Genomic DNA, 26557 nt, shown 5'->3' with positions numbered 1-26557 from the left:
CCAAACCAACACCCAAAAAGCCCCAAAACATCCGACTCAACACCTTATCCACAAACTTCCACACAGACTCACAACTTCAAAACCAACGTCAAACACCAGAAACAGAACGAACACGGGACGGGGTGCGGATTGAGTCGTGTGCTCAAAACCCCTATTTCCTAGCGAACAGAACAGACAAGGACGGGCATCGTGGCCAATCATCTATATAAGAGAGACCTTCCCGAGGGACTCGATCTTGGCCCGATCGTGGCCATAGACTGCGAAACCATGGGGCTGAACCCTCACCGTGACAGGCTCTGCGTCGTGCAGCTCTCGGGTGGTGATGGGCACGCACACATAGTACAGATTGAAAAAGGGCAAACGGAAGCGCCGAACCTGTCGGCCATGCTGCGCGACCCGGCTGTCCTCAAGCTGTTCCATTTTGGGCGGTTCGACATTGCCGCCATGTACAATGCCTTCGGTGCGCTTGCCTCACCAGTCTATTGCACCAAAATCGCGAGTCGCCTGGTCCGAACCTATACCGACCGTCACGGCCTGAAGAACCTCTGCCAGGAATTGTTGGGCGTGGACATCTCCAAGCAACAACAGATGAGCGATTGGGGCGCGGAAACGCTCAGCGATGCGCAATTGGACTACGCGGCATCCGACGTGCTGTACTTGCATCGGTTGAGGGAAGCGCTGGATCGCCGCCTAGAACGAGAGGGGCGCACGGAACTGGCGGCTGCCTGCTTCGATTTCCTGCCCATCAGGGCACGGCTTGATCTTGAAGGCTGGCCGGAAACCGACATCTTTGCCCACTCCTGATGGAGTCGGTCGCAACGAATTGGGACACTACGTGATGGACGGCTATTCGCGCCTTATCCAGTTCCTGAAGGTTTTGCTGCCGCTTGCTGCGTTGATGTTGTTATCTTCGCTGTTTCTGCTTTCGCGTGATGTCGACCCCGAGGCCGCGCTTCCTTTTGCCGAAAGAGATCTTTCCGAGCGCGTGACGGGGCAGCAGATTACGCGACCCTTTTTCTCCGGGACCTCGGCACGGGGTGAAGAGATCCTGATCACCGCAGAAACGGCGAAGCCGGGCTCGATGAACGCGCCTGCGGCTGCCGAACAGCTATTCGCAAGGATGAAACTGGTCAACGGACGCGAAATCACCGTATCGTCGGATGCCGGAGATTTTGCCCTCGACAGCGACACGGCCACGTTTGCCGGCGACGTGCGCATCACCACGTCGGACGGTTTCGTAATGACGACCGACACGCTTGAGACATCATTGAGCGGGATTGAAGGGGCGGCACCACGCCAGGTTGATGCGACAGGCCCGATTGGCCATCTGGTTGCAGGCGCCATGCAGTTCGGGGCTGAAAACGAGGAAGCGCCGGTTCATATCCTTTTCACAAACGGCGTGAAGCTGGTATACGACCCGCAAACTTCAGAAAGATAACCTGTGTTCCATTTTCGCTCCCTTGCTCTTGTCACAATATGTATAGGTTTCGCGTCGTTGGTACAGGCGCAGGGCGCAAATGTCGCCTTCGGAGCGATCAAGGCCGACACAAGCCTGCCGGTCGAGGTCACTGCGGACACTCTGGATGTGAACCAGGAAGACGGATCTGCCGAGTTCAAGGGCAATGTTGTTGTCGGGCAGGGCGAAATGAGGCTCTCGGCGCAGCGAGTGCTCGTCATCTATGACGAGAACCAATCCGGGATAGAGCGGCTTGAAGCAACTGGCGGAGTTGTTCTGGTAAGTGGCCCCGATGCGGCAGAGGCCGAACGCGCCGACTATTCAATCGACACCGGCGTTATCGTGATGACCGGCAACGTGCTTTTGACACAAGGCCCGAACGCACTCAGCGCAAACGAGATGACCGTGAACCTGACCACCGGCACCGCCCAGATGACAGGGCGCGTGAGAACAATCCTCAGCTCGGACGGGGATTGATGAATAGACCGCAACTTACGGTGACCGAGGGCGACGCCGGTCTCAAGATTGAAAAGCTGCGCAAGTCCTACAGGCGCAAGACCGTTATTCGTGACGTCTCGATGATTCTCAATCGCTCGGAGGTTGTCGCGCTTCTTGGACCGAACGGGTCAGGCAAGACCACGACGTTCTACGCGGTCGCGGGCCTCGTTTTTCCAGAAGCCGGACAGGTAATCATCGACGGGCAGAATGCGACCACGCTTCCGATGTATCGCCGTGCACAGATGGGAATCGGGTATCTGCCGCAGGAGATGTCGATCTTTCGCGGGCTCAGTGTCGAAGACAACATCTCTTCCGTTCTCGACATCACCGTCAAACATGCCCATCAGCGCAAGGAGCGTCTCGAAGAGTTGTTGTCTGACTTTTCCATCGAGCATTTGCGCCGGGCGCCTGCCCTTGCCCTTTCCGGAGGGGAAAGGCGCCGGGTCGAGATCGCGCGCTGCCTGGCGGCCGATCCCAAGTACCTGCTGCTAGATGAGCCGTTTGCAGGGGTGGACCCAATCAGTGTCGGTGACATCCGCCACCTTGTCGCCGACCTCAAGAAACGTGGGATCGGAGTTCTTATTACCGACCACAATGTACGCGAAACGCTCGAAATCGTGGATCGCGCCTACATCCTTCATGACGGCCACATGCTTATGTCCGGCACCCCCGAAGAGGTCGTGGACAACGAAAACGTGCGCCGCGTCTATCTTGGTGACAATTTCCGCATATCGTGACGGCCGACGCGCGGTCTGAGGCCGGACGGATTTTGCGTATATACAATCCTGTTTCGATTGACTTCGCCATCGTCTCTAGCCTCAAATGAGGTATGGCACATCCGCGGTTCCAAGAAGCTCTGTACGCGACCTTCGACCGAAGGTGTGATGCAGATCAACCGAGACATGCGCCTATATCCCCCACCCGATAAGAACAGGCATAAAGGCGCGTCGCGCCGTAACGGGTGAGAAGCGTGAAGGAGATAACATGCGTTACCAAATTACCGGAAAACAGATCGACATCGGAGAAGCCCTGCAAACCCATGTCGAGACGGAGCTTGGCGAAGTGGTGGGCAAGTATGCCCAGCGCCCAACCGATGCGAATGTCGTATTTTCCCGGTCGGCGCATGAATATGTGTGCGAAGCAACGGTACACATGTCCACCGGATTGACGGCCCAGGCCAAGGCACATGCCACTGAAATCTACGCGGCGTTCGAAGGCTGCTGCCAGAAAATGGAAAAGCAGTTGCGCCGTTACAAACGGCGACTGAAGGATCATCACAAAGATCGGGTGGAGCCGGTTGAACTCTTTGGGGCCTCATCCTATATCCTCGCGTCGGAAGAATCGGAGGCGGAAGCCGAGCCGGAGACGCTGCAACCAATAATTGTTGCGGAAATGGAGACAAAGATCCCTTCATTGTCTGTTGGTGAAGCCGTCATGCAAATGGAATTGGCCGGCGCCCCGGTGCTGGTTTTCCGTAATGAAGGCAAGGATGGGTTGAACGTCGTTTACCGTCGGGAAGACGGAAACATCGGATGGATTGACCCGTAAGAGGCAAAACCTGAGCGCACGCTCCTGCCTAGGCAGGGGCGGCAACCCGGAGCAAGAACCTATGCAGCTCTCGAGCATCCTCAAACCTGAGGCCGTCCGCGTATTGTCTGCCGTTTCCAGCAAGAAGCGGCTCTTTCAAGAGATTGGCGATGTTGCAGCAAATGCGGTGGACTTGAACCCGCAGGCCATCGTCGATTCGCTTTTGGAGCGCGAAAGCCTCGGACCAACCGGCGTTGGTCATGGCGTGGCACTTCCGCATGCCCACCTCTCGGGACTGGAGGAGGTTTGCGGCGTCTTCGTTCTATTGGAAAAACCCATCGACTTTGGATCGGTAGATCGCCAGCCGGTCGATCTGGCCTTTGCTCTCTTTGCACCCGAAGATGCAGGCGTAGAGCACCTCAAGGCGCTGGCCTTGGTGTCGCGTACACTCCGGGAAGCAACCGTTTGCGCCAAGCTTCGGGCCAACCCGGATCCCGTCAAGATCTATGCTATTCTGACAGAGTCCCACTCGGTTCAAGCGGCCTGACCTTGGCTGGCCTTGGCAGTTCCTAACTGCTCAGGCCACCACTGACGGCACCGGCACCCATCTCCAAGGTCCACCAAAGCTTGCCGCCGCGTTCCTGAAACCACGCGAATCCCATGTCTGTTGCGTTCGGATCCATGATGACAGTACGCGGTCCGTCTTGCTCCATCCAGGCAGCGAGCGTCTCAAGCTCGGTTTCGTAGGTTTCCGAGATCGCCTCACCAAGGAAACGGCCGGTATAGCCGACGCGCGCGGCACGATCGAGCGGGGACGAACCGTCCGATCCGAAATGCCAAGGCCGATTCTGCACCGACATGTCGCGTGCATGCGTCGCTGCCGCAGCGTTCAACTGGGCATTCAGTTGGACCGGTCGCAACCCGGACGCCTGCCGCAGAGCATTGACCGAATCGAGCATCCGAAACTGGATTTTCTCGGGATTGCCAGAGATTCTATAGACTTGCGGTAATGGTTTTCCGTCCGCGCCAAGCCGCGGGCTGGACGGTGTGGGCGTACACGCCGCCAAGGCCAGAAATCCCAAGAGCAAAAGAGAGATTGCGCGTATCATCATCCGTACCGTCCTTCTGTCACGGCACGAAATAGCGCGCCGGCGCTCCGGTAGCAAACCCAAGAAACAACACATCGAAGAGGTTTGACACTTGGTACGGCTTGCCTGCACCAAGCATGCGCATCAGAACAGTCCGCAGACTCCCGAATTTTGACCGAACAATCTGCCTGGCACCGGGTTACCTTTGACAAGCTGGCAACATTTGCGTTCAACTGCGCGCGCAAGGCTTTGAGAGCTGCCCCGCTGTCCGCTTTCTGGTGATTGTGCGCCAACGGCCCAAGGGCACGATATGGTGAAGATCGCCCCGCAAGTGTTGCTATTTTGACGACATTTCAGCGCCCTTCTTGCCTTCTGCAACAAGTAGCGTTTGCAATTCGGTGCATGTGCGGCATAGAAAAAAACCACGAGGTAAGTCTTGGGTGCGCGGTATACATGTATGTAATCGCGCAAATTCTGGAGGTTAACATGAAGAAACTCGTTCTCGCTGCTGCCCTGACCGCCGCCGCATCGACCGCTTTTGCAGGCAACCTGGAAGAGCCCGTCGTCGAAGCACCGGTCATCGTCGAAGAGACTCAGGGCTCGTCCGGCGGCGTCTGGCTGCCCCTGCTGCTGCTGGTTATCGTCGGCGCAGCTGTCGCATCCAGCTAATAGCTACGACACAAGAAACCGGAAAAGGCGGTGGTTCTCCACCGCCTTTTTCTTTTGCATCAAACTGACCCGGTCAGTCTATCCAGCCTCGAATGTTTTCATCGACGAGACGCGCAAGCGCTTCGATATGCGCATCGTCAGAGTTCAGGCACGGAATATATGTAAAGCCTTCGCCGCCAGCCTCTTCGAAGCTTTCGCGAATCTCTTCGTTGATCTCTTCCAGCGTTTCGATGCAATCGGCCGAGAATGCAGGAGCAACAACTGCGATGTTCTTTTTTCCTTGCTTGGCAAGATCGGCAACGTGATCAACCGTGTAGGGCTTCAACCATTCCTCGGGCCCGAATCGTGACTGGAAGGTTGACGTGATCTGATCGTCATCCCAACCCAGCCGCTCTTTCAGAAGCCGCGTGGTCTTGACACACTGGCAATGGTACGGATCGCCCTGCTTGAGGTAGCGTTCCGGCATCCCGTGGTAGGAACAAACGAGAATGTCGGGCCGGCTGTCCATCTTCGCATATGCGCTTTCGATCGAACGGGCGAGCGCATCGATATACGCGGGATGATCGAAATAGGCTGGCACCGTACGGCTCGCCGGCTGCCATGTCTCATGCATCAAGGCGCGAAAGAACTGATCATTGGCGGTCGCGGTCGTCGCTCCGGCATAATGCGGATACAGTGGAAAAAACAGTATTCTGTCGCAACCTTCGGCCGTCATATGGGCAACCTTCGAGCGCGTCGACGGATTGCCATAACGCATGCAGAAATCCACCAGCACCTTGTCCCCGTGGACCTCTTGCAGCTTGGCCGACAGTTTAGCCGTCTGTTCCTTGGTGATCGTCATCAGCGGGCTTTCGCCCTTGTCGTGGTTCCAGATCGACTTGTAGGCCGCGCCCGAACTGAAGGGGCGCTTGGTCAGGATGATCCCCTGCAAAATGGGCTGCCACTTCCACGCGGGATAATCGATCACGCGCTTGTCCGACAGAAACTCGTTCAGGTAACGACGCATCGGCCAATAGGAGTAATGGTCAGGAGTTCCGAGATTGGCCAACAGGATTCCGATTCGTCCCATCTTGACCTTGGGATGATCCGCCGGTGCGTGGGCGGGTCGGATTGCGTCCTTGATGGCGTCTAGCATATCGGGTTTCCTGAATGTCTTACTGGTCCGCTTCCTGAGTTAAGCGGGATTCGTCCCGCGTCAATCGGTCAATTTGGTCTCATCCGTGCCAAGTGCTTCGGCCAGTCTCGCCTGAGCCGATCCCGGCCGCAATGGTTTGGGTTGGTTTTCATGCGGCGCCCAGCCGGTCAGGCAGATGATTTCGAAAGTTGCTTCCAACCGTCCGTCAGCCTGCGCGAAATGCTCTGAGTAGAGGTCCTGCGCCCGCGAAAACACGGATTTTCGAGTAAATCGTCTCGGGCGTTCGAGCATCGCGTTCGTTTCGCCCATCGCGCGCAGGTCGAGCATCAGGTGCCTGAGGTCGCTGTATGTCGCTGTCAACGGAGCGGAGTCCGCCACCGGCAGTGCAAATCCCGCCCTCTGCAACAAGGCACCAAGATCCCGGATCTCTCCCATCGGGGCAATGCGTGGGCTAAGGCCGCCTGTCACCTCAACCTCCGCCTGACTCAACACGGCGCGCAACTGGTGAAGGGTGTCCCCCCCCAAACACAAGGCAATCAGCAAGCCGTCGGGCCGTAATGCGCGACGGCACTGGATCAGTTGGCCGACCGGATCATTGGCCCAGTGAAGCGCCATGGCGTGAATGATCAGATCGTTGCTTTCGGGCTCGAATGCCAGAACGTCGTCGTCCGCGACAATCTGCGCTTCGGGCATCATCGACTGCCAGGGTTCAGGGAAAGCGGTCACGACAGCCGCAGTCTTAAACGTCCTGTTAACCATCGCCAGACGATCCTGCACCTCGTCGACCGCGAAATGGTGAAGGAAAAACGCTTCACCATTTGCTCGTGACCGGTGCGCGGCAAGCGCCACGCGATCGAACAGAACTGGCATCTCGGAAGCAGGCATTTTCATGAGCCGCACTTAAACCATGTGGAGCAAGATTCAAACTGCCGTCGAACTGGTCTATCCGCCTCGCTGCATGGGCTGTGGGGAACTTGTTTCGTCCGATTTCGGACTCTGCGGGACATGCTGGCGCGACACACCTTTCATCGTCGGCACAGTCTGCGAGGCGTGCGGCACCCCGCTCCCGGGTGAACGCGACGGGCATCGCATCGAATGCGACGACTGCATGAAGACTCCCCGCCCTTGGGTGGAAGGCCGGTCTGCCCTTCTGTACAAAGGCAGGGCAAAGCGCATGATGCTTGCATTCAAGCATGGCGACAGGCCAGAGCTTGCACGCCCCGCTGCACGTTGGCTGGCCCAGGCCGGTCGTGAGATCCTCACAGATGACATGCTGATCGCACCAGTCCCACTGCACTGGTCGCGATTGCTCAAACGGCGCTACAACCAGTCCGCCCTGCTGGCGCAACATCTTGCCAACGAAACCGGCCTGCCTTTTTGCCCGGACCTGCTGCTAAGAAGAATCAAGACCCCGAAGCTTGACGGTTCCAGCGCCAACCAAAGGTTTACAGCACTGCGAAATGCCATAGAGCCTCACCCGAAACGCCGTCATCGACTTGCTGCTCGTACCGTTCTTCTGGTGGACGATGTCATGACCTCTGGCGCAACACTGTCGGCCTGTGCTGAGGCTTGCCTTGATGCGGGTGCCGCGCAAATCCGCGTGTTGACACTGGCGCGCGTCGCCAAGGATGCTTAACTCACCCTAAGTTTCGCGAACGAATGAGGGGAATACATGAAGCCCGTCGAAATCTACACGTCGCCCCTGTGCGGCTTTTGTCACGCAGCCAAACGCTTGTTGAAACAGAAAGGCGTTGAATTCACCGAGATCGACGTGCTGCGTGATCCGGATCGCAAACCTGAGATGATCCAGCGTGCAGGCGGTAGACGTACGGTGCCGCAGATCTTTATCGGCAAAACGCATGTCGGCGGTTGCGATGACCTGTTCGACCTGGATCGTACCGGCAAACTCGACCCGATGCTGGCTGCCTGATGAAAACCGCGCTGCTGCAGATCACGTCGTCCGACGACCCGGGCCAAAACCTTGAAATGGTGCGCGCAATGGTTGCCGCCGCCGCCGACAAGGGAGCGCGTTTCGTTCTGACGCCCGAGGTGACCAATTGCGTGTCGAACAGTACCACGCGGCAGCGCGAAGTCCTTCGGCACGAAGAGGACGACGAAACCCTTGCGGGCCTGCAAAAGCAGGCTTCCGAGTTGGGGATTTGGCTATTGATCGGTTCGCTCGGCCTCAAGACCCATGATGCCGACGGCCGCTTTGCAAACCGGTCTTTCCTTGTTTCGCCAAGTGGTGAAATCGTTGCGCGCTATGACAAGATTCATATGTTCGACGTTCAGGTGACCGAGACAGAAACCTTTCGGGAATCGGCCAACTACCGCCCCGGAGATCGTGCGGTTACCGCCGAGACCCCCTTTGGCCGAATCGGTATGAGCGTCTGCTACGACCTGCGTTTTCCGCATCTCTACGCAGCCCTTGCGCAATCCGGTGCGCGCATCCTCACCGTACCGGCGGCCTTTTCCCCTGTGACCGGCGCGGCCCACTGGCATTCGCTGTTGCGCGCCCGTGCCATTGAAACGGGGTGTTACGTTCTGGCACCAGGACAATGCGGCACCCACCCAACCACGCGCGGCCGCGAGCGAAAGACATACGGGCACAGCCTTGCGGTTTCGCCCTGGGGCGAGGTGCTGATAGACGGCGGAACCGAACCCGGCATTCACTTTCTGGATCTCAATGATAGTTCTGTGACAGAGGCGCGCCGCAAGGTTCCCTCGCTCACACATGTCCGCCCCTTTACCGGGCCCTGATCCGAACCGAAGATGACCGAAGAAACCAATGCACTGGCAATCTCGCTTTTCAGCGAGATCCTGACCGCCGACCAATTGCTGCGCAATCGGTTGGGTCGGGTGCTTCCAAAAGGCATGGAGATTTCGCATTTCTCGGTACTCAATCACCTTGTCTTCGTGGGCGGCGAGCGATCTCCTGCTCAGCTCGCGGCAACGTTTCACGTGACACGCGGCGCGATGACCAACACATTGTCGAAACTGGAATGGGCCGGATACATCCACATCCGGCCCGATTGGGACGATGCAAGGCGCAAGATGGTTGCGATCAGCCCGGCTGGGCGGCAAGCGCGCGACCAGGCGATTCAATCGATTGCCCCGCTCATCAATCGCATGGTCCAGCAACTGGGCACCGACCGTGTCCGCACCATCTTGCCGGTCCTGCGCGATCTGCGCATCAAGCTGGAAGGCGCTTAGGTCGTGGGCTTCAGACTTGCTGTAACGTAGTTTACGCTCAGATCACGATCCGAGATCGACCACGCCCAGCTTATTGGATTGAAAACAAAGCCCTTGCGATCAACCGGGTCCAAACCGGCCTGCCGCAGGAATTCGTACAACTCGTCTGGCGTGATGAATTTCGACCATTCGTGCGTTCCCCGCGGCAACCAGCGCATGACGACTTCGGCACCGAAAATGGCCATCGCGTAGGACTTCGGGTTGCGATTGATCGTCGAGCAGATGTGGAGACCACCGGGCTTTAACAGCTGTCTTACCGCGGTCAGGTAAGCCAAGGGATCGGCGACATGCTCGACTACCTCCATGTTCAGCACCACGTCGAAAGCCTCACCCGATTCGGCCAAAGCCTCGGCAGTGGTGTGGCGATAATCTATATCCAGCCTCGACTGCTCAGCATGGATGCGCGCGACGGGCAAGTTTCTTTCGGCGGCATCGGCCCCCACGACCTCGGCACCCAACCGCGCCATGGGTTCGGACAAGAGCCCGCCGCCACAACCGATATCGAGTAACCGCAAACCGGCAAACGGCTGATCATCGGCCAGATCCCGCCCGAACTCGCCGGCGATCTGGGCAGTGATGTAATCCAGGCGGCATGGGTTGAGCATGTGCAAGGGCTTGAACTTGCCCGCGGGATCCCACCATTCGGCCGCCATCGCCTCGAACTTGGCGATCTCGGCGGGGTCGACGGTGTTCGGACTTGCTTGCATTCCTGTCTCCGTGTGCTCTTTTACAGCTTGTGGACTATATAGGGCCGTAATGGACAAGTACCCGGACCAAAAGCGCGCAGTGCAGTATCTCTATCCGCCGGTCGACCCGTTCGACCAGCGCATGATCGATGTCGGTCAAGGTCATCGCGTTTATGTCGAACAGTGCGGCAACCCGGATGGGATCCCGGTGGTCGTCCTGCACGGCGGTCCCGGTGGCGGATGCAGTCCGGCAATGCGGCGCTATTTTGACCCATCGGTTTACCGTGTCGTACTCTTTGACCAGCGCGGCTGTGGTCGGTCACGACCGCATGCATCGGTTGCCGACAACACGACTTGGCATCTTGTCGCCGATATCGAACGGATCCGAACGTTGCTTGAGATCGACGAATGGATCGCCTTCGGCGGAAGTTGGGGTGCAACCCTGGCCCTTATCTACGCACAGACTCACCCTGACCGCGTAACCCACCTCGTGCTGCGCGGCGTGTTCCTCATGACGCAGGCCGAGCTCGATTGGTTTTATGGCGGCGGCGCAGGCAAGTTCTGGCCCGAGATCTGGTCGAAATTCGTGAGCCCAATCCCGGAGGATGAGCGCGACGACCTGATCGCAGCCTATCACAGGCGCCTTTTTTCCGGGAACCTGATGGAGGAGACGCGCTTTGGGCGGATCTGGTCGGCTTGGGAAAATGCATTGGCCTCGATTCATTCCCACGGCATGACCGGCGAGAGCCCAGGAGATTACGCCCGCGCGTTTGCTCGTCTCGAGAACCACTACTTCCAGAATGCCGGGTTCCTTGATCAGGATGGACAGATCCTTGCGCAGATGGGACGCATCTCGCATATTCCAGGCTTCATCGTTCAAGGCCGCTACGACATGATCTGCCCGCCTGCTTCTGCCTATCGCCTCAGTGAGCTCTGGCCCAACTCCGAGCTCAAAATGGTTCGAAATGCCGGCCACGCGTTGAGCGAACCGGGCATTTCCTCCGAACTCGTACGCATCATGGACAGGATCGGGGAGCAGCTCCGATGAATCGCATCGACCGCCGCGCGCTGTTCACGTCCGGTGCAGCCGCAGCTCTTTTGGCCGCGACCGGCGTTTCGCTGGATGCAGCGCCGAAACAGGGCGGAACTTTGCGAATCGCCGTACCACGTGACGACAGCCTTGAAACGCTTGTTTCGGGGGCGGTGTACGACACGCTCACCGAGATCGGACCCGATGGCGCGCTGCGCGGCGAGCTGCTGCGAGATTGGCAATCGGACGCCGAAGCGAGGAATTGGCGACTGTCCCTTCGCGATGACGTGTCGTTTCACGACGGCCACCCGCTTTCGGCGAACGATGTGACAGCAACACTGGAACGCCTAGGCAGGATCAACCTTGTCGATACCTACACAGTGACCCTTACACTGGACGATCCGGACCCTGGCTTGCCTCTCCGTCTGGCAGGCCGTCAATTTGCGGTTGCGCGCGCGGGTGAGGCGACGAGACCGCTGGGTCTGGCAAACGGCACCGGATGCTACCGCGTGGAGCGCGCCGAGGACGGCCGACATTTTCGCGGTACGCGGGTGGCTGACCATTACAAGCAAGGTAAGGCGGGATGGGTCGATGTGGTCGAGATCATCGTCATTCCCGATGCCGCGATTCGGGCCGAGGCGCTGCGCGACGGTTATGTCGATCTCGCCGCCCTGCCCGATCGTGTCGGCCTTCGCGACCGGGCTAGGTTTCGCTTCCACCCGTCGGAAAACGACATGGCCTTGGCAGCGAATGAGCGTGTCGGACTGCCAAATCGGATCGCGCACGCCCCGCTGGATGACGGTCGCCTTATTGAACGGTGGTGGATGATCTGACCGTCAGGGGTTGCAGACTCGGCCTCCACCCCGTATATGGCGCTTCAACAGCGGCACGTCGGGCCTTTGGGTCCGGGGTTCCACCGGAAATGTTCCACGGGCCGCGCGCCCGTTTTTTTGTGTCTGGAAACCATGTCGAACGACCTCATAGCAAAAGCTGCGATCGACCGGCGCCTGGCCGAGATCGTAACGCCTGTGATCGAAGATCTGGGCTTCGAACTCGTCCGCATTCGCCTGATGAGCGGCAAGCAGGCTACTCTGCAAATCATGGCTGACAAGCCAGATGGCGGAATCGAAGTCGACGATTGCGCTGAGATTTCTAACGCCGTCAGTGCGACCCTCGATGTCGAAGACCCGATCCTCGATGCCTACACGCTCGAAGTGTCCAGCCCCGGCATCGACCGGCCCCTGACGCGCCTCAAGGACTTTGCGATGTTCGAGGGGTACGAGGCGAAACTGGAAACCTCGGAACTGATAGATGGCCGCCGCCGGTTCAAGGGCGAGTTGGCAGGAGTCGAGGATGACGAGGTGCTCGTCAACATCCTGCAGGACGGCGAGACGGTGACCATCGGGTTGAAGTTCGATTGGCTGAGCGACGCAAAGCTCGTGCTGACAGAAGACCTGATCAAGGAAATGCTGCGTCAGCGCAAGGCGGCCGGCGCGCTCAACGAAGACCAGTTTGACGAGATCGTGACCGAGGACGGGTCCGCAGAGGAGAAGGAATAATGGCAATTACCTCCGCAAACCAGTTGGAGCTCTTGCAAACGGCCGAGGCCGTGGCCCGCGAAAAGATGATCGACCCCGGTCTGGTCGTCGAAGCGATGGAAGAGAGCCTCGCGCGCGCCGCCAAGAGCCGTTACGGCTCGGAAATGGACATCCGCGTGTCCATCGACCGCAAGACCGGTCGCGCCACCTTCACCCGCGTGCGTACCGTCGTCGAGGATGAAGAGCTGGAGAACTACCAGGCCGAGATGACGGTCGAGCAGGCCCGCCAGTACATGGAAGACCCCAAGGTCGGCGATGTCTTCACCGAAGAGGTGCCGCCGGTCGAGATGGGCCGCATTGCCGCGCAATCGGCCAAGCAGGTGATCCTTCAGAAGGTCCGCGAAGCAGAGCGCGACCGCCAGTACGAAGAATTCAAGGACCGCGTCGGCACCATCATCAACGGTCAGGTCAAGCGCGAGGAATATGGCAACGTCATCGTAGATGTCGGAACCGGAGAGGCGATCCTGCGCCGCAACGAAAAAATCGGCCGCGAAAGCTATCGCCCTGGCGATCGTGTTCGCTGCTTCGTCAAGGACGTGCGCCGAGAGCCGCGTGGGCCGCAGATCTTCCTCAGCCGTACGGCGCCCGAATTCATGGCTGCGCTCTTCAAGATGGAAGTGCCCGAGATCTACGACGGCATCATCGAGATCAAGGCCGTCGCCCGTGATCCGGGCAGCCGCGCCAAGATCGCCGTTATCTCCTACGACAGCAGCATCGACCCCGTCGGCGCCTGTGTGGGTATGCGCGGCAGCCGTGTGCAGGCCGTCGTGAACGAACTTCAGGGCGAAAAGATTGACATCATTCCATGGAACGAGGACCAACCGACCTTCCTTGTGAACGCATTGCAGCCGGCAGAGGTATCCAAGGTCGTTCTCGACGAAGAAGCCGGCAAGATCGAAGTCGTCGTTCCCGAGGAACAGCTTTCGCTGGCTATCGGCCGCCGGGGTCAAAACGTCCGCCTTGCGTCACAGCTTACGAATCTGGACATCGACATCATGACCGAGGCCGAGGAATCGGCCCGTCGGCAAAAGGAATTCGAGGCACGTACCCAGCTCTTCATGGAGACGCTGGATCTTGATGAATTCTTCGCCCAGCTTCTCGTCTCCGAAGGGTTCACCAACCTCGAAGAGGTGGCTTATGTCGAACTCGACGAGCTGCTGGTCATTGACGGCGTCGACGAAGGCACCGCCGAGGAATTGCAGGCGCGCGCCCGCGACCACCTCGAGGCGCAGGCCCGGCAGGCCCTTGAGAACGCCCGCGAACTGGGTGCAGAAGACAGCCTTATTGAATTCGATGGCCTGACACCCCAAATGGTGGAAGCGTTGGCGAAGGATGGCGTAAAGACCCTTGAGGATTTCGCGACCTGCGCCGATTGGGAACTGGCCGGTGGCTGGACGACGGTCGACGGTCAGCGGGTCAAGGATGACGGTATCCTCGAACCCTTCGACCTCTCTCTCGAGGAAGCACAGGACATGGTAATGACAGCCCGTGTTTTGCTTGGCTGGGTTGATCCCGCAGAGCTCGAAGTAGAGGCCGAAGAGGAAGACGCCGACACCGACGACTCCGAAGAGGAGGCCGGAGCCTGATTCTGGGCTCCGGAGGTCTCGAATGGGTCGCGGCGGCATACGGAAAGAGCACTCGGAAGGTGCCGAGCGCAAATGCGTCGCCACTGGCGAGGTTCAGCCCAAACACGGGCTGATCCGCTTCGTCGCAGGTCCGGATGGCACGGTGTTTCCGGATGTGATGGAAAAGCTGCCGGGTCGGGGCGTTTATGTCTCGGCCGACCGGGCCGCCCTTGAACGCGCGGCAAAGAAGAAACTCTTTGCCCGGGGCCTCAAGACACAGGTAACAGTGCCCGATGACCTGGTCGATGAGGTCGAGCGGCAACTGGCGCGCCGCGTGGTCGATCTGATCAGCATGGCGCGTAAATCTGGCGACGCGGTCGCTGGCTATGAAAAGGTCAAGACCTGGCTCGACAAGGAAGAGGCCGAGGTTCTGATCCAAGCAAGCGACGGATCAGGTCGCGGCAAGTCGAAACTGAGCACGCCGCATTTCGGCAAATACATCGGCTGGCTCACTGCGGACGAATTGGGCATGGCCTTTGGCCGCCAATCGGTGATACATGCGGCGCTGGCCTCTGGTGGACTCGCCAAACGTGTTGTAGAGGAAGCGCAACGCCTTCGTGGCATGCGCAAAACGGATGACGGCGGCAAGGGCCGCACGGAAGGGTAAGAAGCTTTATGAGCGATAGTGACGGCAAAAAGACATTGGGTCTGCGTGGGGGGTCCCGTTCGGGGAACGTGAAACAGAGTTTCAGCCACGGACGGACCAAAAATGTCGTGGTGGAGACCAAACGCAAGCGTGTGGTTGTCCCCAAGCCGGGCGCGGGTAAATCCGCGTCGGGTGGTGCCTCGCCCGCAACAGACCCCTCGCGTCGCCCTGCTGGGATTTCCGATGCGGAAATGGCGCGCCGGCTGAAGGCGCTGCAGGCAGCAAAGGCACGCGAAGCCGAAGAAGCCGCGCAGCGTGAGGCCGAGGAAAAGGCCCGCGCCGAAGAGCGTGAGCGTCTGCGCGCGGAGAAAGAACAGAAAGAGCGTGAGCAGCGCGAAGCTGAAGAAAGAGCGCGGCAAAAGGCCGAGGACGAAGAACGTCAGCGCCGCGAAGCCGAAGAAGCGGCCAAGCGCGCCGAAGCCGAAGCGAAATCCGCCAAGGAAGCGCCCGCGCCGCGTACCGACAAGCCTGGCGCAGCCAAGCCCGCCGCAGATACGACCAAGCGTCCCGCGACGCCTGATCGCGACCGGGACCAGCGCCAGAACCGCGGCAAAGGTCGCGACGACAATCGCCGCTCCGGCAAACTGACCCTGAACCAAGCACTTTCGGGCGAAGGCGGGCGTCAACGCTCCATCGCGTCGATGAAGCGCAAGCAGGAGCGCGCCCGGCAGAAAGCCATGGGCGGACCGGTCGAACGGGAAAAGGTCATTCGTGACGTACAGTTGCCCGAAGCGATCACTGTTGGCGAACTGGCGAACCGCATGGCCGAGCGTTCGGCAGATGTGGTCAAGGCGCTCATGAAAATGGGCATGATGGTCACACAGAACCAGACCATCGATGCCGATACCGCCGAACTGATCATCGAGGAATTCGGTCACCGCGTGGTTCGTGTGTCGGATGCCGACGTCGAAGACGTGATTGCAGATATCGATGACAAGGAAGACGACCTTCAGCCGCGTCCGCCGGTCATCACCATCATGGGGCATGTCGATCACGGCAAGACCTCGCTGCTGGACGCCATCCGTGACGCAAAGGTCGTGGCAGGCGAGGCTGGCGGTATCACGCAGCATATTGGCGCCTATCAGGTGAAAACCGACAGCGGTGCGGTGTTGAGCTTCCTCGATACGCCCGGTCACGCGGCGTTCACCTCGATGCGGTCGCGCGGTGCACAAGTCACCGATATCGTGGTTCTCGTGGTCGCGGCGGATGACGCCGTGATGCCGCAGACGATCGAAGCGATCAACCACGCGAAGGCGGCAAACGTCCCGATGATCGTGGCGATCAACAAGGTCGACAAACCCGAAGCCAACCCGGACAAGGTGCGTACTGACCTGCTTCAGCATGAAGTGATCGTCGAAAAGATGTCCGGCGACGTGCAGGACGTCGAAGTGTCGGCCATCACCGGGCAGGGTCTTGATGATCTGCTCGAGGCGATTGCCCTTCAGGCCGAGATCCTCGAACTCAAGGCCAACCCCGACCGCGCCGCCCAAGGGGCCGTGATCGAGGCGCAACTGGACGTGGGCCGAGGCCCGGTCGCAACCGTTCTGATCCAGAAAGGTACCCTTCGTCAGGGCGATATTTTCGTCGTGGGTGAGCAATACGGTAAGGTCCGCGCGCTGATCAACGATAAGGGTGACCGCGTGAAAGAAGCTGGCCCGTCGGTTCCTGTCGAGGTTCTGGGCCTCAACGGCACTCCCGAGGCTGGTGACGTTCTGAACGTGACCGAAACAGAGGCTCAGGCCCGCGAGATTGCCGAGTACCGTGCGCAGGTTGCCAAGGACAAACGCGCCGCCGCCGGTGCCGCAACCACCCTTGAGCAGCTGATGCAGAAAGCCAAGGAAGACGAAAACGTGGCCGAGCTGCCCATTCTCGTCAAGGCGGACGTGCAGGGTTCGGCCGAGGCGATCGTTCAGGCGATGGAAAAGATCGGCAACGACGAGGTCCGCGTCCGTGTTCTGCATTCGGGCGTCGGTGCGATCACCGAAACCGATATCGGCCTGGCCGAGGCGTCGGGTGCACCGGTTATGGGCTTCAATGTGCGTGCCAATGCAACCGCGCGCAACGTGGCAAACCAGAAGGGTGTCGAGATCCGGTACTACTCGGTGATCTACGACTTGGTCGATGACGTGAAACAGGCGGCCTCTGGACTTCTGAGCGCCGAGATCCGTGAAAACTTCATCGGTTATGCCGAAATCAAAGAGGTCTTCAAGGTGTCCGGCGTTGGCAAGGTTGCCGGCTGTCTTGTGACCGAGGGGATTGCCCGCCGCTCCGCAGGTGTGCGTTTGCTGCGCGATAACGTGGTGATCCACGAAGGGACGCTTAAAACGCTCAAGCGCTTCAAGGACGAAGTATCAGAGGTCCAGTCCGGTCAGGAATGCGGTATGGCTTTCGAGAACTACGACGACATTCGCCCCGGCGATGTCATCGAGATCTTCGAGCGCCAGGAAGTCACCCGTACGCTCGACTGATCGGTCGACGAGGACAAAGAAAAAGGGCCCGCTCGCGCGGGCCCTTCTTGTTACAACCAGTCCCTGAGTATCGGGATCAGCGGAATATCCGCCGGAGGCATCGGATATTCACGCAACTCATTCGCCCGCGCCCATTTCAGCGCCTGACCTTCCCGCGACTGGGGAATACCGTTCCATTTCCGGCAGGCGAAAAGCGGCATCAGCAAATGGAAATCGTCATAGCTGTGGCTGGCAAAGGTCAATGGTGCGAGGCAGGATTCCCATGTGTCTATGCCAAGTTCTTCGTGCAGCTCCCTCACCAACGCGGTTTCGGGCGTTTCGCCTGGCTCCACCTTGCCGCCAGGAAATTCCCACAGGCCGGCCATGGACTTGCCTTCGGGGCGCTGTGCCAGCAACACCCTGCCATCGACATCGATCAGGGCAACGGCGGATACCAGAACAACCTTCACGACCGGTAATCCGCGTTGATTTCGATGTAGCCGTGCGTCAGGTCGCAAGTCCATACGGTCGCGCTCCCGTTTCCAAGTCCCAGATCGACCGAGATCGAGAGGTTCTGACCTTTCATGTAAGCGGCCGCGTCTTCTTCGCGGTAATCGCTGCTGACCCAACCATTTTCCGCCACGAGGATATCACCGAAGCGAATGTTCAACAGGTCGCGATCCGCCGCAGCGCCCGATTTCCCGATGGCCATCACCACGCGCCCCCAGTTGGGATCTTCGCCCGCGATAGCCGTCTTGACGAGCGGCGAGTTCGCAATGGCAAGGCCGTGCGTCTTGGCATCGGCATCGGTCACGCCACCCGTGACCCGAATTTCGACAAACTTGGTCGCGCCTTCCCCATCGCGCACAACTTGATGCGCGAGATCGAGCATGACCCGTTCCAGTGCCGATTCGAACGCCGCATTTTTGGTGGCGTCCACACCCGATGCGCCCGTCGCACAGAGCAACAACGCATCAGAGGTCGATGTGTCGCTATCCACCGTGATGCAGTTGAACGTCCGATCGGTGAGCCGGGACAGCGTGTCCTGCAAAACCGACTGCTCGACCACCGCGTCGGTGAATATGTAGACCAGCATGGTTGCCATGTCGGGTGCGATCATCCCCGACCCCTTGGCAATACCCGAGATCGTAACCGGCTTGCCGTCGATTTCGACACGCGCCGTTGCGCCCTTGGGAAAGGTGTCGGTCGTCATGATGGCACGCGCGGCAGCCTCGAAACGATCTGGCGAAAGCTCCGAGGTCAAGTCAGCAAGCTTTGCCACGATCCGATCATGCGGCAGCGGCTCGCCGATTACCCCGGTCGAAGAAGTGAAAACCCGGTCTTCGGACACCCCCGTTACCTTGGCCACTGACGACGTCACCTCGGAGACCGAACGCTCCCCGTGTTTGCCGGTAAAGGCATTAGCGTTACCGGAGTTCACAAGGATCGCCGCAGGCCCTACCGACGCGCCCCCAATCTTGCGCTGACAGTCCAGAACCGGCGCGGCCCGCGTGGTCGAGCGGGTGAAAACACCCGCCACCGCCGTGCCAGGATCAAGCACGGCCAACATAACATCGGTCCGACCGGCGTAGCGCACGCCTGCTTCAGCCGTCGCAAACTGTACACCTTCAATCGGGGGAAGATCGGGAAATCTCTCGGGCGCGAGCGGCGAGACCTTGGTGATTTTGGCCACGTTGGCTTACTCCTGCAGAAGCTCGGGTTGGCTGAGCATATTCGGCGACACGCCTTCGACTTCCAGCTTCTCGACCTCACCCGACTTCGTCAATTCCGCCACGCGATCCTCGACGGCCTGCTGCTGGATCTCGTTGGACAGCTCGCCACGAACCTCTTCCAGCGCGGGTGCCTCTGCCTTGCGCTTCTCGGTCAGCTTGACGATGTGCCAGCCGAACTGCGTCTGCACCGGTTCCGACACTTCGCCCGGTTCCAGGCCAATCACCGCAGCCTCGAACTCGGGTACCATCGCGCCTTTGCCGAACCATCCAAGTGACCCGCCATTCGGACCCGAGGGTCCTGTCGACTTTTCCTTGGCGGTCGCCGCGAAATCTGCGCCGCTGTCCAAAAGTTCCTTGACTGCCTTTGCCTCTTCCTCGGAATTGAGAAGGATGTGCGAGGCATTGAACTCGTCCCCGCCAAACCCGTCGGCGTATTTCGCATCATAGGCCTGCTGCAGCGCCTCTTCGGTCGTTACCGTGCGCATGATCTCTTGCAACGTCTCTGCCGCCAGAAGCGAACGGCGCTCGTTTTGTAGCGCAAGCTCGATCCGCTGCGGAACCTGGTCACCGCGCTCCTGTCCCAGCAAGGTTTGCTGGATCAGCTGGTCGAGAATGGCGTCGAACAAAACCTCGTCTGGCAGTTGCTGGTACTGGGCCGGCAGAACCGATTTGGCAACGATGACGTGGCCAAGGGTGATCTCTTCACCATTGACCCGCGCCAGGACCGTGCCGGCATCCGGTGTGGTCTCGGCAGACAAGGGTATCGACATCGCGGCAACAAGGCTCAGCGATGCCAGAAAAGTGAGGCGTTTCGGCATTGATTCTTCCTATTGGCAGGCCGCGACGGGGCGCGGCGTTGACACTCCACGACCTGCCGCTTACATCGCCTTGAAGCCTTGGACAGGGCCGCCTTCACCCCCGTATCTATGGGTTGCGCACGAGGCGGGCAAGCCTGTCGCAACCACGACATATCGAGATCCGTTGGAGTGAACATGCTGGGATTGGGAACGCTTGCCAAAAAGGTTTTCGGTACGCCGAACGACCGCAAGATCAAGGCGACCCGCCCGCTGATCGACAAGATCAACGCGCTGGAAGCGGAGTTCGAAAAGCTCTCTGACGAGGACTTGAAGGCCAAGACCGAAGAGTTGCGCAAGCGTGCCAATGGCGGCGAGAGCCTTGACGATCTACTGCCGGAGGCTTTCGCGAATGTCCGCGAAGGCGCCCGGCGCGCCCTGGGCCTGCGAGCCTTCGACGTTCAGCTGATGGGCGGGATCTTTCTCCATCAGGGCAATATCTCGGAAATGAAGACGGGCGAGGGCAAAACCCTGGTCGCTACCCTACCGGCCTATCTGAATGCGTTGACGGGCAAGGGCGTTCACGTCGTCACGGTGAACGAGTACCTTGCCAAGCGCGACTCGGAATGGATGGGCAAGGTTTTCGCACAGCTCGGCATGACCACCGGGGTGATTTACTCCGGTCAGCCCGACGCCGAGAAGATGGCCGCTTATGAAAGCGACATCACCTACGCGACCAACAACGAGTTGGGTTTCGACTATCTGCGCGACAACATGAAGTCTGAACTTAGCCAAGTTTACCAGAAGCAGCACAATTTCGCGATCGTTGACGAGGTCGACTCGATCCTCATCGACGAAGCAAGAACCCCGCTCATCATCTCCGGTCCTGCGCAGGACCGTTCGGAACTCTATGTCAGCATCGACGCGGTCATCCCGTCGCTCTCCGACGACCATTACACGCTCGACGAGAAATCACGCAACGTGACCTTCACCGACGATGGCAACGAGTTTCTCGAAGAGCAATTACGCATTCGCGGCCTGCTGCCGGAGGGGCACACGCTCTATGACCCGGAAAGCACCACGGTTGTCCACCACGTCAACCAGGGTCTGCGCGCGCACAAGCTTTTCCAGAAAGACAAGGACTACATCGTTCGCGACGGCGAAGTGGTGCTGATCGACGAGTTCACCGGCCGTATGATGCCGGGCCGCCGCCTGTCCGATGGCCTTCATCAGGCGATCGAGGCCAAGGAAAACGTCAAGATCCAGCCCGAAAACGTGACCTTGGCCAGCGTGACTTTCCAGAATTACTTTCGCCTTTACGATAAACTCGCCGGTATGACCGGCACCGCGTCGACCGAGGCCGAGGAATTCGCCGAAATCTACGGACTTGGCGTCGTGGAAGTGCCCACCAACCGCCCCATCGCTCGCGTTGACGAAGACGATCAGGTCTATCGCACGGCCAACGAAAAGTATCAGGCGATGATCAACGAGATCCGCAAGGCGCACGAAAAGGGCCAGCCTGTTCTTGTCGGTACTACCTCGATCGAGAAATCGGAAATGCTCAGCCAGATGCTGGGCAATGAAGGGATCAAGCACAACGTGCTGAACGCCCGCCACCACGAACAGGAAGCACAGATCGTGGCCGAGGCCGGTCGGCTTGGTGCCGTGACCATCGCGACGAACATGGCCGGACGCGGCACCGATATCCAGCTGGGCGGCAATGTCGACATGCGCGTGATGGACAGCCTCGAGAAAAACCCCGACGCGGACCCGGCCGATTTGCGCGCCGCGGAAGAGGCGCGCCACGCCGAGGAAAAGCAAAAGGTGATCGACGCCGGTGGCTTGTATGTCATGGCATCCGAACGCCATGAAAGCCGCCGGATCGACAACCAGCTACGCGGTCGTTCTGGCCGACAGGGCGACCCGGGGCGCACGGTCTTCTATCTCAGTCTCGAAGATGACCTGATGCGTATTTTCGGTTCCGACCGTCTCGACAAGGTGCTCAAAACCCTTGGCATGCAAGAAGGCGAGGCGATCATCCACCCCTGGGTGAACAAGTCGCTCGAACGCGCACAGGCAAAGGTCGAAGGCCGCAACTTCGACATGCGCAAGAACATCCTGAAGTTCGACGACGTCATGAACGATCAGCGCAAGGTGATCTTCTCTCAGCGCCGTGAAATCATGTCGACCGAGGACCTGTCTGAAATTGTCGGTGACATGCGGCATCAGGTCATCGACGATCTTGTCGATCACCACATGCCGGCCAAGTCCTATGCCGACCAATGGAATACCGAAGGCCTTTACGCCGAAGTGATCGACAAGCTCGGCATCGACGAGCCCGTCATGGAATGGGCTGCGGAAGAGGGCGTAGACGACGAGGACATCCGTGAACGGCTTGCCAAGGCCAGCGACGAGATGATGGAGAAAAAGGCCGAGGCGTTTGGTGCCGACACGATGCGCAACATCGAGAAACAGGTGCTGCTCCAGACCATTGATACCAAGTGGCGTGAACACCTGTTGACGCTGGAACACCTTCGCTCGGTCGTCGGTTTCCGCGGGTACGCCCAGCGCGACCCGTTGAACGAGTACAAGAACGAAAGCTTCCAGCTCTTCGAAGGCATGCTCGACGGGCTGCGCGAAGAGGTCACCAAGCAGCTTGCCCGCGTCCGTCCACTGACCGAAGAAGAGCAGCAGCAGATGCTGCAACAGATCGCGGCGCAGCAAGCGGCCCTGCAACAGCAGACAGACGCGGCACAGCCCGCAGGAGGGACCGAGCCCACCGGCAATGCTCCCGCCCAAGGTCAGGCCATTGCCGGGTTCGACGAGAACGATCCTTCGACCTGGGGCAACCCTGGCCGGAACGAGCCATGCCCTTGCGGATCCGGCAAGAAGTTCAAGCATTGTCACGGGCGTCTCACCTGATCCGTCGCAATCACGCCGCAATGACTCCGCAGGCAGGCCATAACTTGGCCTGCTTCTTTAACGACACTGCTTCTTGGCGAAAGCTCGAGGGAGAGTGTCATGTCTATCAAGCGCAGAGCCCTTACAATCGGCGGCACGGTCGCATGTGCATTGGGCACCGGTTACTTCATGCAGATGGGCAGCGATTCAGCTGCACCGCTCCATGCACGCGCACCTGGCGCTGTGCAACAGGAAGTCGCGGCCCCGTCCGGCGTATCGGATGTCGACGATTTCGCTCTCTTCAATGTCGAGCAGATCACACTGACATCCGCACTTCCTGATCGCGGCGCCCCAAGTCGCCTGACAGAACCGGCATTCGAGGATGCGAAAGGCGCAGGCGACGCGATTGACACCATCGTTCTGGCCGACACGCCTCGCGATCCGGTCGCGCCAAAACTTGGCTGCGACGTGACGGCACGGGCCCAACCGGCCGCTATGGCAAGCGTCGAGTTGACCGTAGAAGCCCCCTGTTTTGGCAATCAGCGCGCAGCAATTCATCATAGCGGGCTGGTCTTTACCGACGTCACCGACGAAACAGGCGCTTTACAGGTCACGGTACCGGCCCTGTCCGAAACAGCCGTCTTCGTCGTTGCTTTTCCAAACGGCAAAGGCGCAGTCACGATGGCAAAGGTGTCAGACCTCGACGACTATGAGCGGGTCGTACTGCAATGGTCCGGCGTAGACGGGCTGCAGATCCACGCGCGTGAGTTCGGCGCGAGCTATGGCGAACAAGGTCATGTCTGGCACGCCGCCGCCGAAGGGTATGGCCATGTCGTCCGCCTTGGCGACGCGGAAACCTTTGCGCCCCAGCTGGCAGAGGTATACAGCTTTCCACTTGCCCGGAACGTACAGGCAGGAACGATCGATCTGACCGTCGAAGCCGAGGTAACCTCAGCCAATTGCGGCAGGGATATCAGCGCGCAATCGTTGGAACGACGCGGCGCGTCCTCGCTGCGCACACGCGACCTGATCCTGGCCATGCCGGATTGCGACGCGACGGGAGACTTTCTGGTGTTGAATAATCTGGTCGAAGACCTGAAGATCGCCGCCAAGTAAGAACGGGCGAATTTCAGAGGTCACATGATCGGATTGCGTGCGGCGTTCATCGCCGCACTATTGTCATTGGGAGCAGTCGCGCCGCTATCCGCTCAGGACATCACGCTTACCTCGCGCGATGGAGCGGTTGAAATCAGCGGCACCCTGTTGGGTTTCGACGGTCAATTCTACCGTGTTGACACGCAATTCGGAGAATTGACCGTGGATGGAACAGGTGTGTCCTGTGATGGACCCGCCTGCCCGAGCCTGACCGATTTCGTAGCCGAAATCGCCCTGTCCGGATCCTCGACCATGGCCGAAGTTCTGCTGCCGGCACTGATCGAAGGCTTCGCGCTGCGCAACGGGTATCGCACCGAAAGACAGAACCGCGACCAGACCCATTTCAGCTATCTGGTTTACAACCCGGAGCGTGCCACACCGCTAGCTCGGTTCGACTTTCGCATAACAACGACGGATGAAGGCTTTGCCGATCTCCTCGCGAACGAGGCCGACATCGTGATGGCCCTTCGCGAGATCCGACCAGATGAACGTGATCGTGCGCGCGAGGCCGGTATGGGTGACATGACACGTCCCAATCGCAGCCGCGTGCTGGCGCTCGACGCAATGGTGCCGGTCACGGCGCCCGATAACCCGGTTCGGCAGGTCTCGACCCCGGATCTGGCGCGTGTCTTTGCCGGTGAGATCACGAATTGGCAGGTTCTTGGCGGGCCAGATGCGCCAATTGCACTGCACTTGCCCGACGCGGAATCCGGGCTGACGCAGGCCGTCGAGGACAGGCTTTTGCGGCCAGCCGGAAAAACACTGTCCACCGAAACGATTCATCATTCGCGCAGCAGCGCCTTGGCTCAGGCCGTCGTTACGGACCCCTTCGCACTTGGCATCGCCAGCTATGCCGAAACCGGAACCGCGCGCGCGCTGACGCTGAGCGGATCATGCGGCTTTTCTCTTTCGGCTGACCGATGGACAATCAAGACCGAGGACTACCCTCTTACATCACCGATGTTCTTGTATCTGCCAGCACGCAGGCTGCCACGAATTGCCCGGGATTTCCTCGGATACACCACAAGCCCGGCTGCGCAGGTCGTGATTCGCAGGGCCGGTTTCGTCGATCAGGCCCCCGAAGAGATCCCGCTCGGCGCGCAAGGGCGGCGCTTGGCAAATGCAATCGCCGCGGCAGGGATCGAAGTGGAACTGAGTGACCTTCAGCGCCTCGTGCAGACCTTGTCGCCCATGACCCGCCTGACCACCTCTTTTCGGTTCGAGGCTGGGTCTTCACGCCCCGACGCGCAGTCGCGGTCAAACATCCTGAGTCTCGCACAGGCGCTGGAAAGCGGCGCGCATGACGGTGAACAGGTACTGTTCGTCGGCTTCAGCGACGGGGACGGACCAGCCGAAGCCAATTCCGAGATCGCGATGAAACGTGCCGAAGCCGTTCGCGATGCCGTTCTGGCCGCGGCTCCGACTGCAAACCAACAGCGCGTGACGATCGGCGTCGACGCCTTTGGCGAAGCTTTGCCCATGGCATGCGACGACAGCGATTGGGGCCGACAGGTAAATCGCCGCGTCGAAATCTGGATCCGCTAGAGATATCCCTGCGCACGAAAGCTCAGCTCGGTTTCCTTGCCGATGATCAGGTGGTCATGCAGCGTCAGTCCAAGGGCCGTGCAAGCATTCTGGATCTGATGCGTCATGTCCAAGTCAGCCTGTGACGGCGTCGGATCGCCTGATGGGTGGTTATGAACCAGGATCAGGGCCGAGGCATTCAGTTCCAGCGCCCTCTTGGCGACCTCGCGCGGGTAGACGGGCACATGATCGACCGTGCCGCGTGCCTGTTCCTCATCCGCGATCAGCACGTTCTTGCGATCAAGGTAAAAGACTCGGAACTGTTCGGTTTCTCGATGTGCCATCGTGGTGTGGCAGTAATCCAGCAAGGCATCCCAACTGCTTATGACCTGCCGCTGCATAACGCGAGCTCGGGCCATCCGGTGTGCACAGGCTTCGACGATCTTGAGATCCGTAATGACGCTGTCACCGACCCCCTTGATCATCCGCAACCGTTCGGCCGGAGCTGTCAGCACCCGATTGAAATCCCCGAAACGTTCGAGAAGTTCGCGCGCGAGTGGTTTGACGTCCTGCCGTGGGATGGAACGGAACAAAACCAGTTCAAGCAGTTCGTAATCCGGCATGGCACCGGCTCCGCCCGTTATGAACCTTTCCCGCAGGCGCTTGCGGTGATCCTTGATGTAGGAAGGCAGTCGCCCCGAAGGCAACGGACTTGCCGGTGCCTCATCGGTGTCAAACAGGCTCTGCGCATCGTGAAAGGCGTTCTGGCTCATGCCGCCGAACCTGCGTCCGA

Annotated in this window: 28 protein-coding genes; 20 read left to right on the top strand and 8 right to left on the bottom strand. The window is 59.5% G+C overall.

All coding sequences use genetic code 11. From position 1 onward, the window contains the following. Positions 1-189: 189 nt before the first annotated feature. From ACFORG_RS07235 to ACFORG_RS07210, 6 genes are all read left to right on the top strand, one after another. On the top strand, positions 190-804 hold the full coding sequence (locus tag ACFORG_RS07235; RefSeq protein WP_386734719.1) for a ribonuclease D: 615 nt from the start codon (positions 190-192) through the stop codon (positions 802-804). Positions 805-838: 34 nt separating this feature from the next. Further along, the gene (locus tag ACFORG_RS07230) at positions 839-1438 is read left to right on the top strand and encodes a hypothetical protein (protein ID WP_386734718.1); all 600 of its coding nucleotides are present in this window, start codon (positions 839-841) and stop codon (positions 1436-1438) included. Positions 1439-1495: 57 nt separating this feature from the next. Further along, positions 1496-1933 (top strand): lipopolysaccharide transport periplasmic protein LptA, encoded by a 438-nt coding sequence (lptA, locus tag ACFORG_RS07225; RefSeq protein ID WP_386734716.1) that lies wholly within the window; start codon positions 1496-1498, stop codon positions 1931-1933. After that, positions 1933-2691: an LPS export ABC transporter ATP-binding protein gene (gene lptB, locus ACFORG_RS07220; protein WP_386734715.1), complete on the top strand. Its 759-nt coding sequence runs from the start codon at positions 1933-1935 to the stop codon at positions 2689-2691. Before lptA ends, lptB begins: the two co-directional genes overlap by 1 nt. 247 nt (positions 2692-2938) lie before the next feature. After that, the gene (gene hpf, locus ACFORG_RS07215) at positions 2939-3502 is read left to right on the top strand and encodes a ribosome hibernation-promoting factor, HPF/YfiA family (protein ID WP_386734714.1); all 564 of its coding nucleotides are present in this window, start codon (positions 2939-2941) and stop codon (positions 3500-3502) included. Positions 3503-3563: 61 nt separating this feature from the next. Next, positions 3564-4028 (top strand): PTS sugar transporter subunit IIA, encoded by a 465-nt coding sequence (locus ACFORG_RS07210; protein ID WP_386734713.1) that lies wholly within the window; start codon positions 3564-3566, stop codon positions 4026-4028. Between the two features lie 22 nt (positions 4029-4050). Here the strand turns inward: ACFORG_RS07210 and ACFORG_RS07205 are convergent, their stop codons facing one another. Continuing rightward, positions 4051-4590 carry a CAP domain-containing protein gene (locus tag ACFORG_RS07205; protein WP_386734738.1) on the bottom strand — a complete coding sequence of 180 codons (540 nt, stop codon included), beginning with the start codon at positions 4588-4590 and terminating at the stop codon, positions 4051-4053. Between the two features lie 465 nt (positions 4591-5055). On the opposite strand from ACFORG_RS07205, the gene ACFORG_RS07200 reads away from it, so the two are divergent. Further along, a complete protein-coding gene (locus ACFORG_RS07200; protein WP_386734712.1) occupies positions 5056-5238 on the top strand; it encodes a hypothetical protein in 183 nt (60 codons plus the stop codon). A gap of 73 nt (positions 5239-5311) precedes the next feature. On the opposite strand, the gene hemH is transcribed toward ACFORG_RS07200, so the two are convergent. Both hemH and ACFORG_RS07190 read right to left on the bottom strand, forming a co-directional pair. Beyond that, positions 5312-6373 (bottom strand): ferrochelatase, encoded by a 1062-nt coding sequence (hemH, locus tag ACFORG_RS07195; protein ID WP_386734711.1) that lies wholly within the window; start codon positions 6371-6373, stop codon positions 5312-5314. A 60-nt stretch (positions 6374-6433) separates the two neighbouring features. Continuing rightward, on the bottom strand, positions 6434-7264 hold the full coding sequence (locus ACFORG_RS07190; RefSeq protein ID WP_386734710.1) for a methyltransferase domain-containing protein: 831 nt from the start codon (positions 7262-7264) through the stop codon (positions 6434-6436). A gap of 16 nt (positions 7265-7280) precedes the next feature. Here ACFORG_RS07190 and ACFORG_RS07185 point away from each other — a divergent pair, with 16 nt between their 5' ends. The 4 genes from ACFORG_RS07185 to ACFORG_RS07170 are packed head-to-tail and all read left to right on the top strand — an operon-like array spanning position 7281 to position 9586. Then, positions 7281-8009, top strand: a complete 729-nt coding sequence (locus tag ACFORG_RS07185; RefSeq protein ID WP_386734708.1) for a ComF family protein — start codon at positions 7281-7283, stop codon at positions 8007-8009. A gap of 36 nt (positions 8010-8045) precedes the next feature. Next, positions 8046-8303 carry a glutaredoxin 3 gene (gene grxC / locus ACFORG_RS07180; protein WP_386734707.1) on the top strand — a complete coding sequence of 86 codons (258 nt, stop codon included), beginning with the start codon at positions 8046-8048 and terminating at the stop codon, positions 8301-8303. After that, positions 8303-9133, top strand: a complete 831-nt coding sequence (locus ACFORG_RS07175) for a carbon-nitrogen hydrolase family protein (RefSeq protein WP_386734706.1) — start codon at positions 8303-8305, stop codon at positions 9131-9133. The genes grxC and ACFORG_RS07175 overlap by 1 nt, the downstream gene beginning before the upstream one ends. 12 nt (positions 9134-9145) lie before the next feature. Further along, a complete protein-coding gene (locus tag ACFORG_RS07170) occupies positions 9146-9586 on the top strand; it encodes a MarR family winged helix-turn-helix transcriptional regulator (RefSeq protein ID WP_386734705.1) in 441 nt (146 codons plus the stop codon). Here the strand turns inward: ACFORG_RS07170 and ubiG are convergent. Beyond that, the gene (gene ubiG / locus ACFORG_RS07165) at positions 9583-10332 is read right to left on the bottom strand and encodes a bifunctional 2-polyprenyl-6-hydroxyphenol methylase/3-demethylubiquinol 3-O-methyltransferase UbiG (RefSeq protein ID WP_386734704.1); all 750 of its coding nucleotides are present in this window, start codon (positions 10330-10332) and stop codon (positions 9583-9585) included. The genes ACFORG_RS07170 and ubiG overlap by 4 nt on opposite strands. 49 nt (positions 10333-10381) lie before the next feature. On the opposite strand from ubiG, the gene pip reads away from it, so the two are divergent. The 6 genes from pip to infB all read left to right on the top strand — a co-directional run bounded on the left by pip (position 10382) and on the right by infB (position 17678). Beyond that, complete coding sequence (pip, locus tag ACFORG_RS07160; protein WP_386734703.1) at positions 10382-11359, top strand: prolyl aminopeptidase; 978 nt, start codon at positions 10382-10384, stop codon at positions 11357-11359. Beyond that, positions 11356-12174, top strand: a complete 819-nt coding sequence (locus tag ACFORG_RS07155; protein ID WP_386734702.1) for an ABC transporter substrate-binding protein — start codon at positions 11356-11358, stop codon at positions 12172-12174. Before pip ends, ACFORG_RS07155 begins: the two co-directional genes overlap by 4 nt. A gap of 132 nt (positions 12175-12306) precedes the next feature. Next, positions 12307-12900 carry a ribosome maturation factor RimP gene (gene rimP / locus ACFORG_RS07150; RefSeq protein ID WP_386734701.1) on the top strand — a complete coding sequence of 198 codons (594 nt, stop codon included), beginning with the start codon at positions 12307-12309 and terminating at the stop codon, positions 12898-12900. After that, complete coding sequence (nusA, locus tag ACFORG_RS07145; protein WP_386734700.1) at positions 12900-14525, top strand: transcription termination factor NusA; 1626 nt, start codon at positions 12900-12902, stop codon at positions 14523-14525. Before rimP ends, nusA begins: the two co-directional genes overlap by 1 nt. A gap of 22 nt (positions 14526-14547) precedes the next feature. Next, positions 14548-15171 (top strand): RNA-binding protein, encoded by a 624-nt coding sequence (locus ACFORG_RS07140; RefSeq protein ID WP_386734699.1) that lies wholly within the window; start codon positions 14548-14550, stop codon positions 15169-15171. 8 nt (positions 15172-15179) lie between these two features. Continuing rightward, positions 15180-17678 (top strand): translation initiation factor IF-2, encoded by a 2499-nt coding sequence (gene infB, locus ACFORG_RS07135; protein ID WP_386734698.1) that lies wholly within the window; start codon positions 15180-15182, stop codon positions 17676-17678. Between the two features lie 50 nt (positions 17679-17728). Here infB and mutT read toward each other — a convergent pair whose 3' ends face one another. Genes mutT through ACFORG_RS07120 form a run of 3 tightly spaced genes read right to left on the bottom strand, consistent with a single transcriptional unit; the run spans position 17729 to position 20208 of the window. Continuing rightward, positions 17729-18127 carry an 8-oxo-dGTP diphosphatase MutT gene (gene mutT / locus ACFORG_RS07130; RefSeq protein ID WP_386734697.1) on the bottom strand — a complete coding sequence of 133 codons (399 nt, stop codon included), beginning with the start codon at positions 18125-18127 and terminating at the stop codon, positions 17729-17731. Continuing rightward, entirely contained in the window at positions 18124-19350 is a 1227-nt protein-coding gene (gene argJ, locus ACFORG_RS07125) for a bifunctional glutamate N-acetyltransferase/amino-acid acetyltransferase ArgJ (RefSeq protein WP_386734696.1), read from the bottom strand. The genes mutT and argJ overlap by 4 nt, the downstream gene beginning before the upstream one ends. Before the next feature lie 6 nt (positions 19351-19356). After that, positions 19357-20208 (bottom strand): peptidylprolyl isomerase, encoded by an 852-nt coding sequence (locus tag ACFORG_RS07120; RefSeq protein ID WP_386734695.1) that lies wholly within the window; start codon positions 20206-20208, stop codon positions 19357-19359. Positions 20209-20382: 174 nt separating this feature from the next. Between ACFORG_RS07120 and secA the strand changes: the two genes are divergently transcribed. The 3 genes from secA to ACFORG_RS07105 all read left to right on the top strand — a co-directional run bounded on the left by secA (position 20383) and on the right by ACFORG_RS07105 (position 25785). Continuing rightward, positions 20383-23106: a preprotein translocase subunit SecA gene (gene secA / locus ACFORG_RS07115; RefSeq protein ID WP_386734694.1), complete on the top strand. Its 2724-nt coding sequence runs from the start codon at positions 20383-20385 to the stop codon at positions 23104-23106. Between the two features lie 99 nt (positions 23107-23205). Next, the gene (locus tag ACFORG_RS07110; RefSeq protein WP_386734693.1) at positions 23206-24201 is read left to right on the top strand and encodes a hypothetical protein; all 996 of its coding nucleotides are present in this window, start codon (positions 23206-23208) and stop codon (positions 24199-24201) included. A 24-nt stretch (positions 24202-24225) separates the two neighbouring features. Further along, the gene (locus tag ACFORG_RS07105; RefSeq protein ID WP_386734692.1) at positions 24226-25785 is read left to right on the top strand and encodes a phosphate ABC transporter substrate-binding/OmpA family protein; all 1560 of its coding nucleotides are present in this window, start codon (positions 24226-24228) and stop codon (positions 25783-25785) included. Here ACFORG_RS07105 and radC read toward each other — a convergent pair. Continuing rightward, a complete protein-coding gene (gene radC / locus ACFORG_RS07100) occupies positions 25782-26537 on the bottom strand; it encodes a RadC family protein (RefSeq protein ID WP_386734691.1) in 756 nt (251 codons plus the stop codon). The genes ACFORG_RS07105 and radC overlap by 4 nt on opposite strands. Positions 26538-26557 lie beyond the last annotated feature (20 nt).

Origin of the sequence: Lutimaribacter marinistellae (assembly GCF_042648365.1) — a bacterium.
GTDB classification, from domain to species: Bacteria; Pseudomonadota; Alphaproteobacteria; order Rhodobacterales; family Rhodobacteraceae; genus Lutimaribacter_A; species Lutimaribacter_A marinistellae.
Note: the sequence above shows the minus strand (reverse complement) of the source record. Positions and strands in the feature narration are given on the sequence as shown.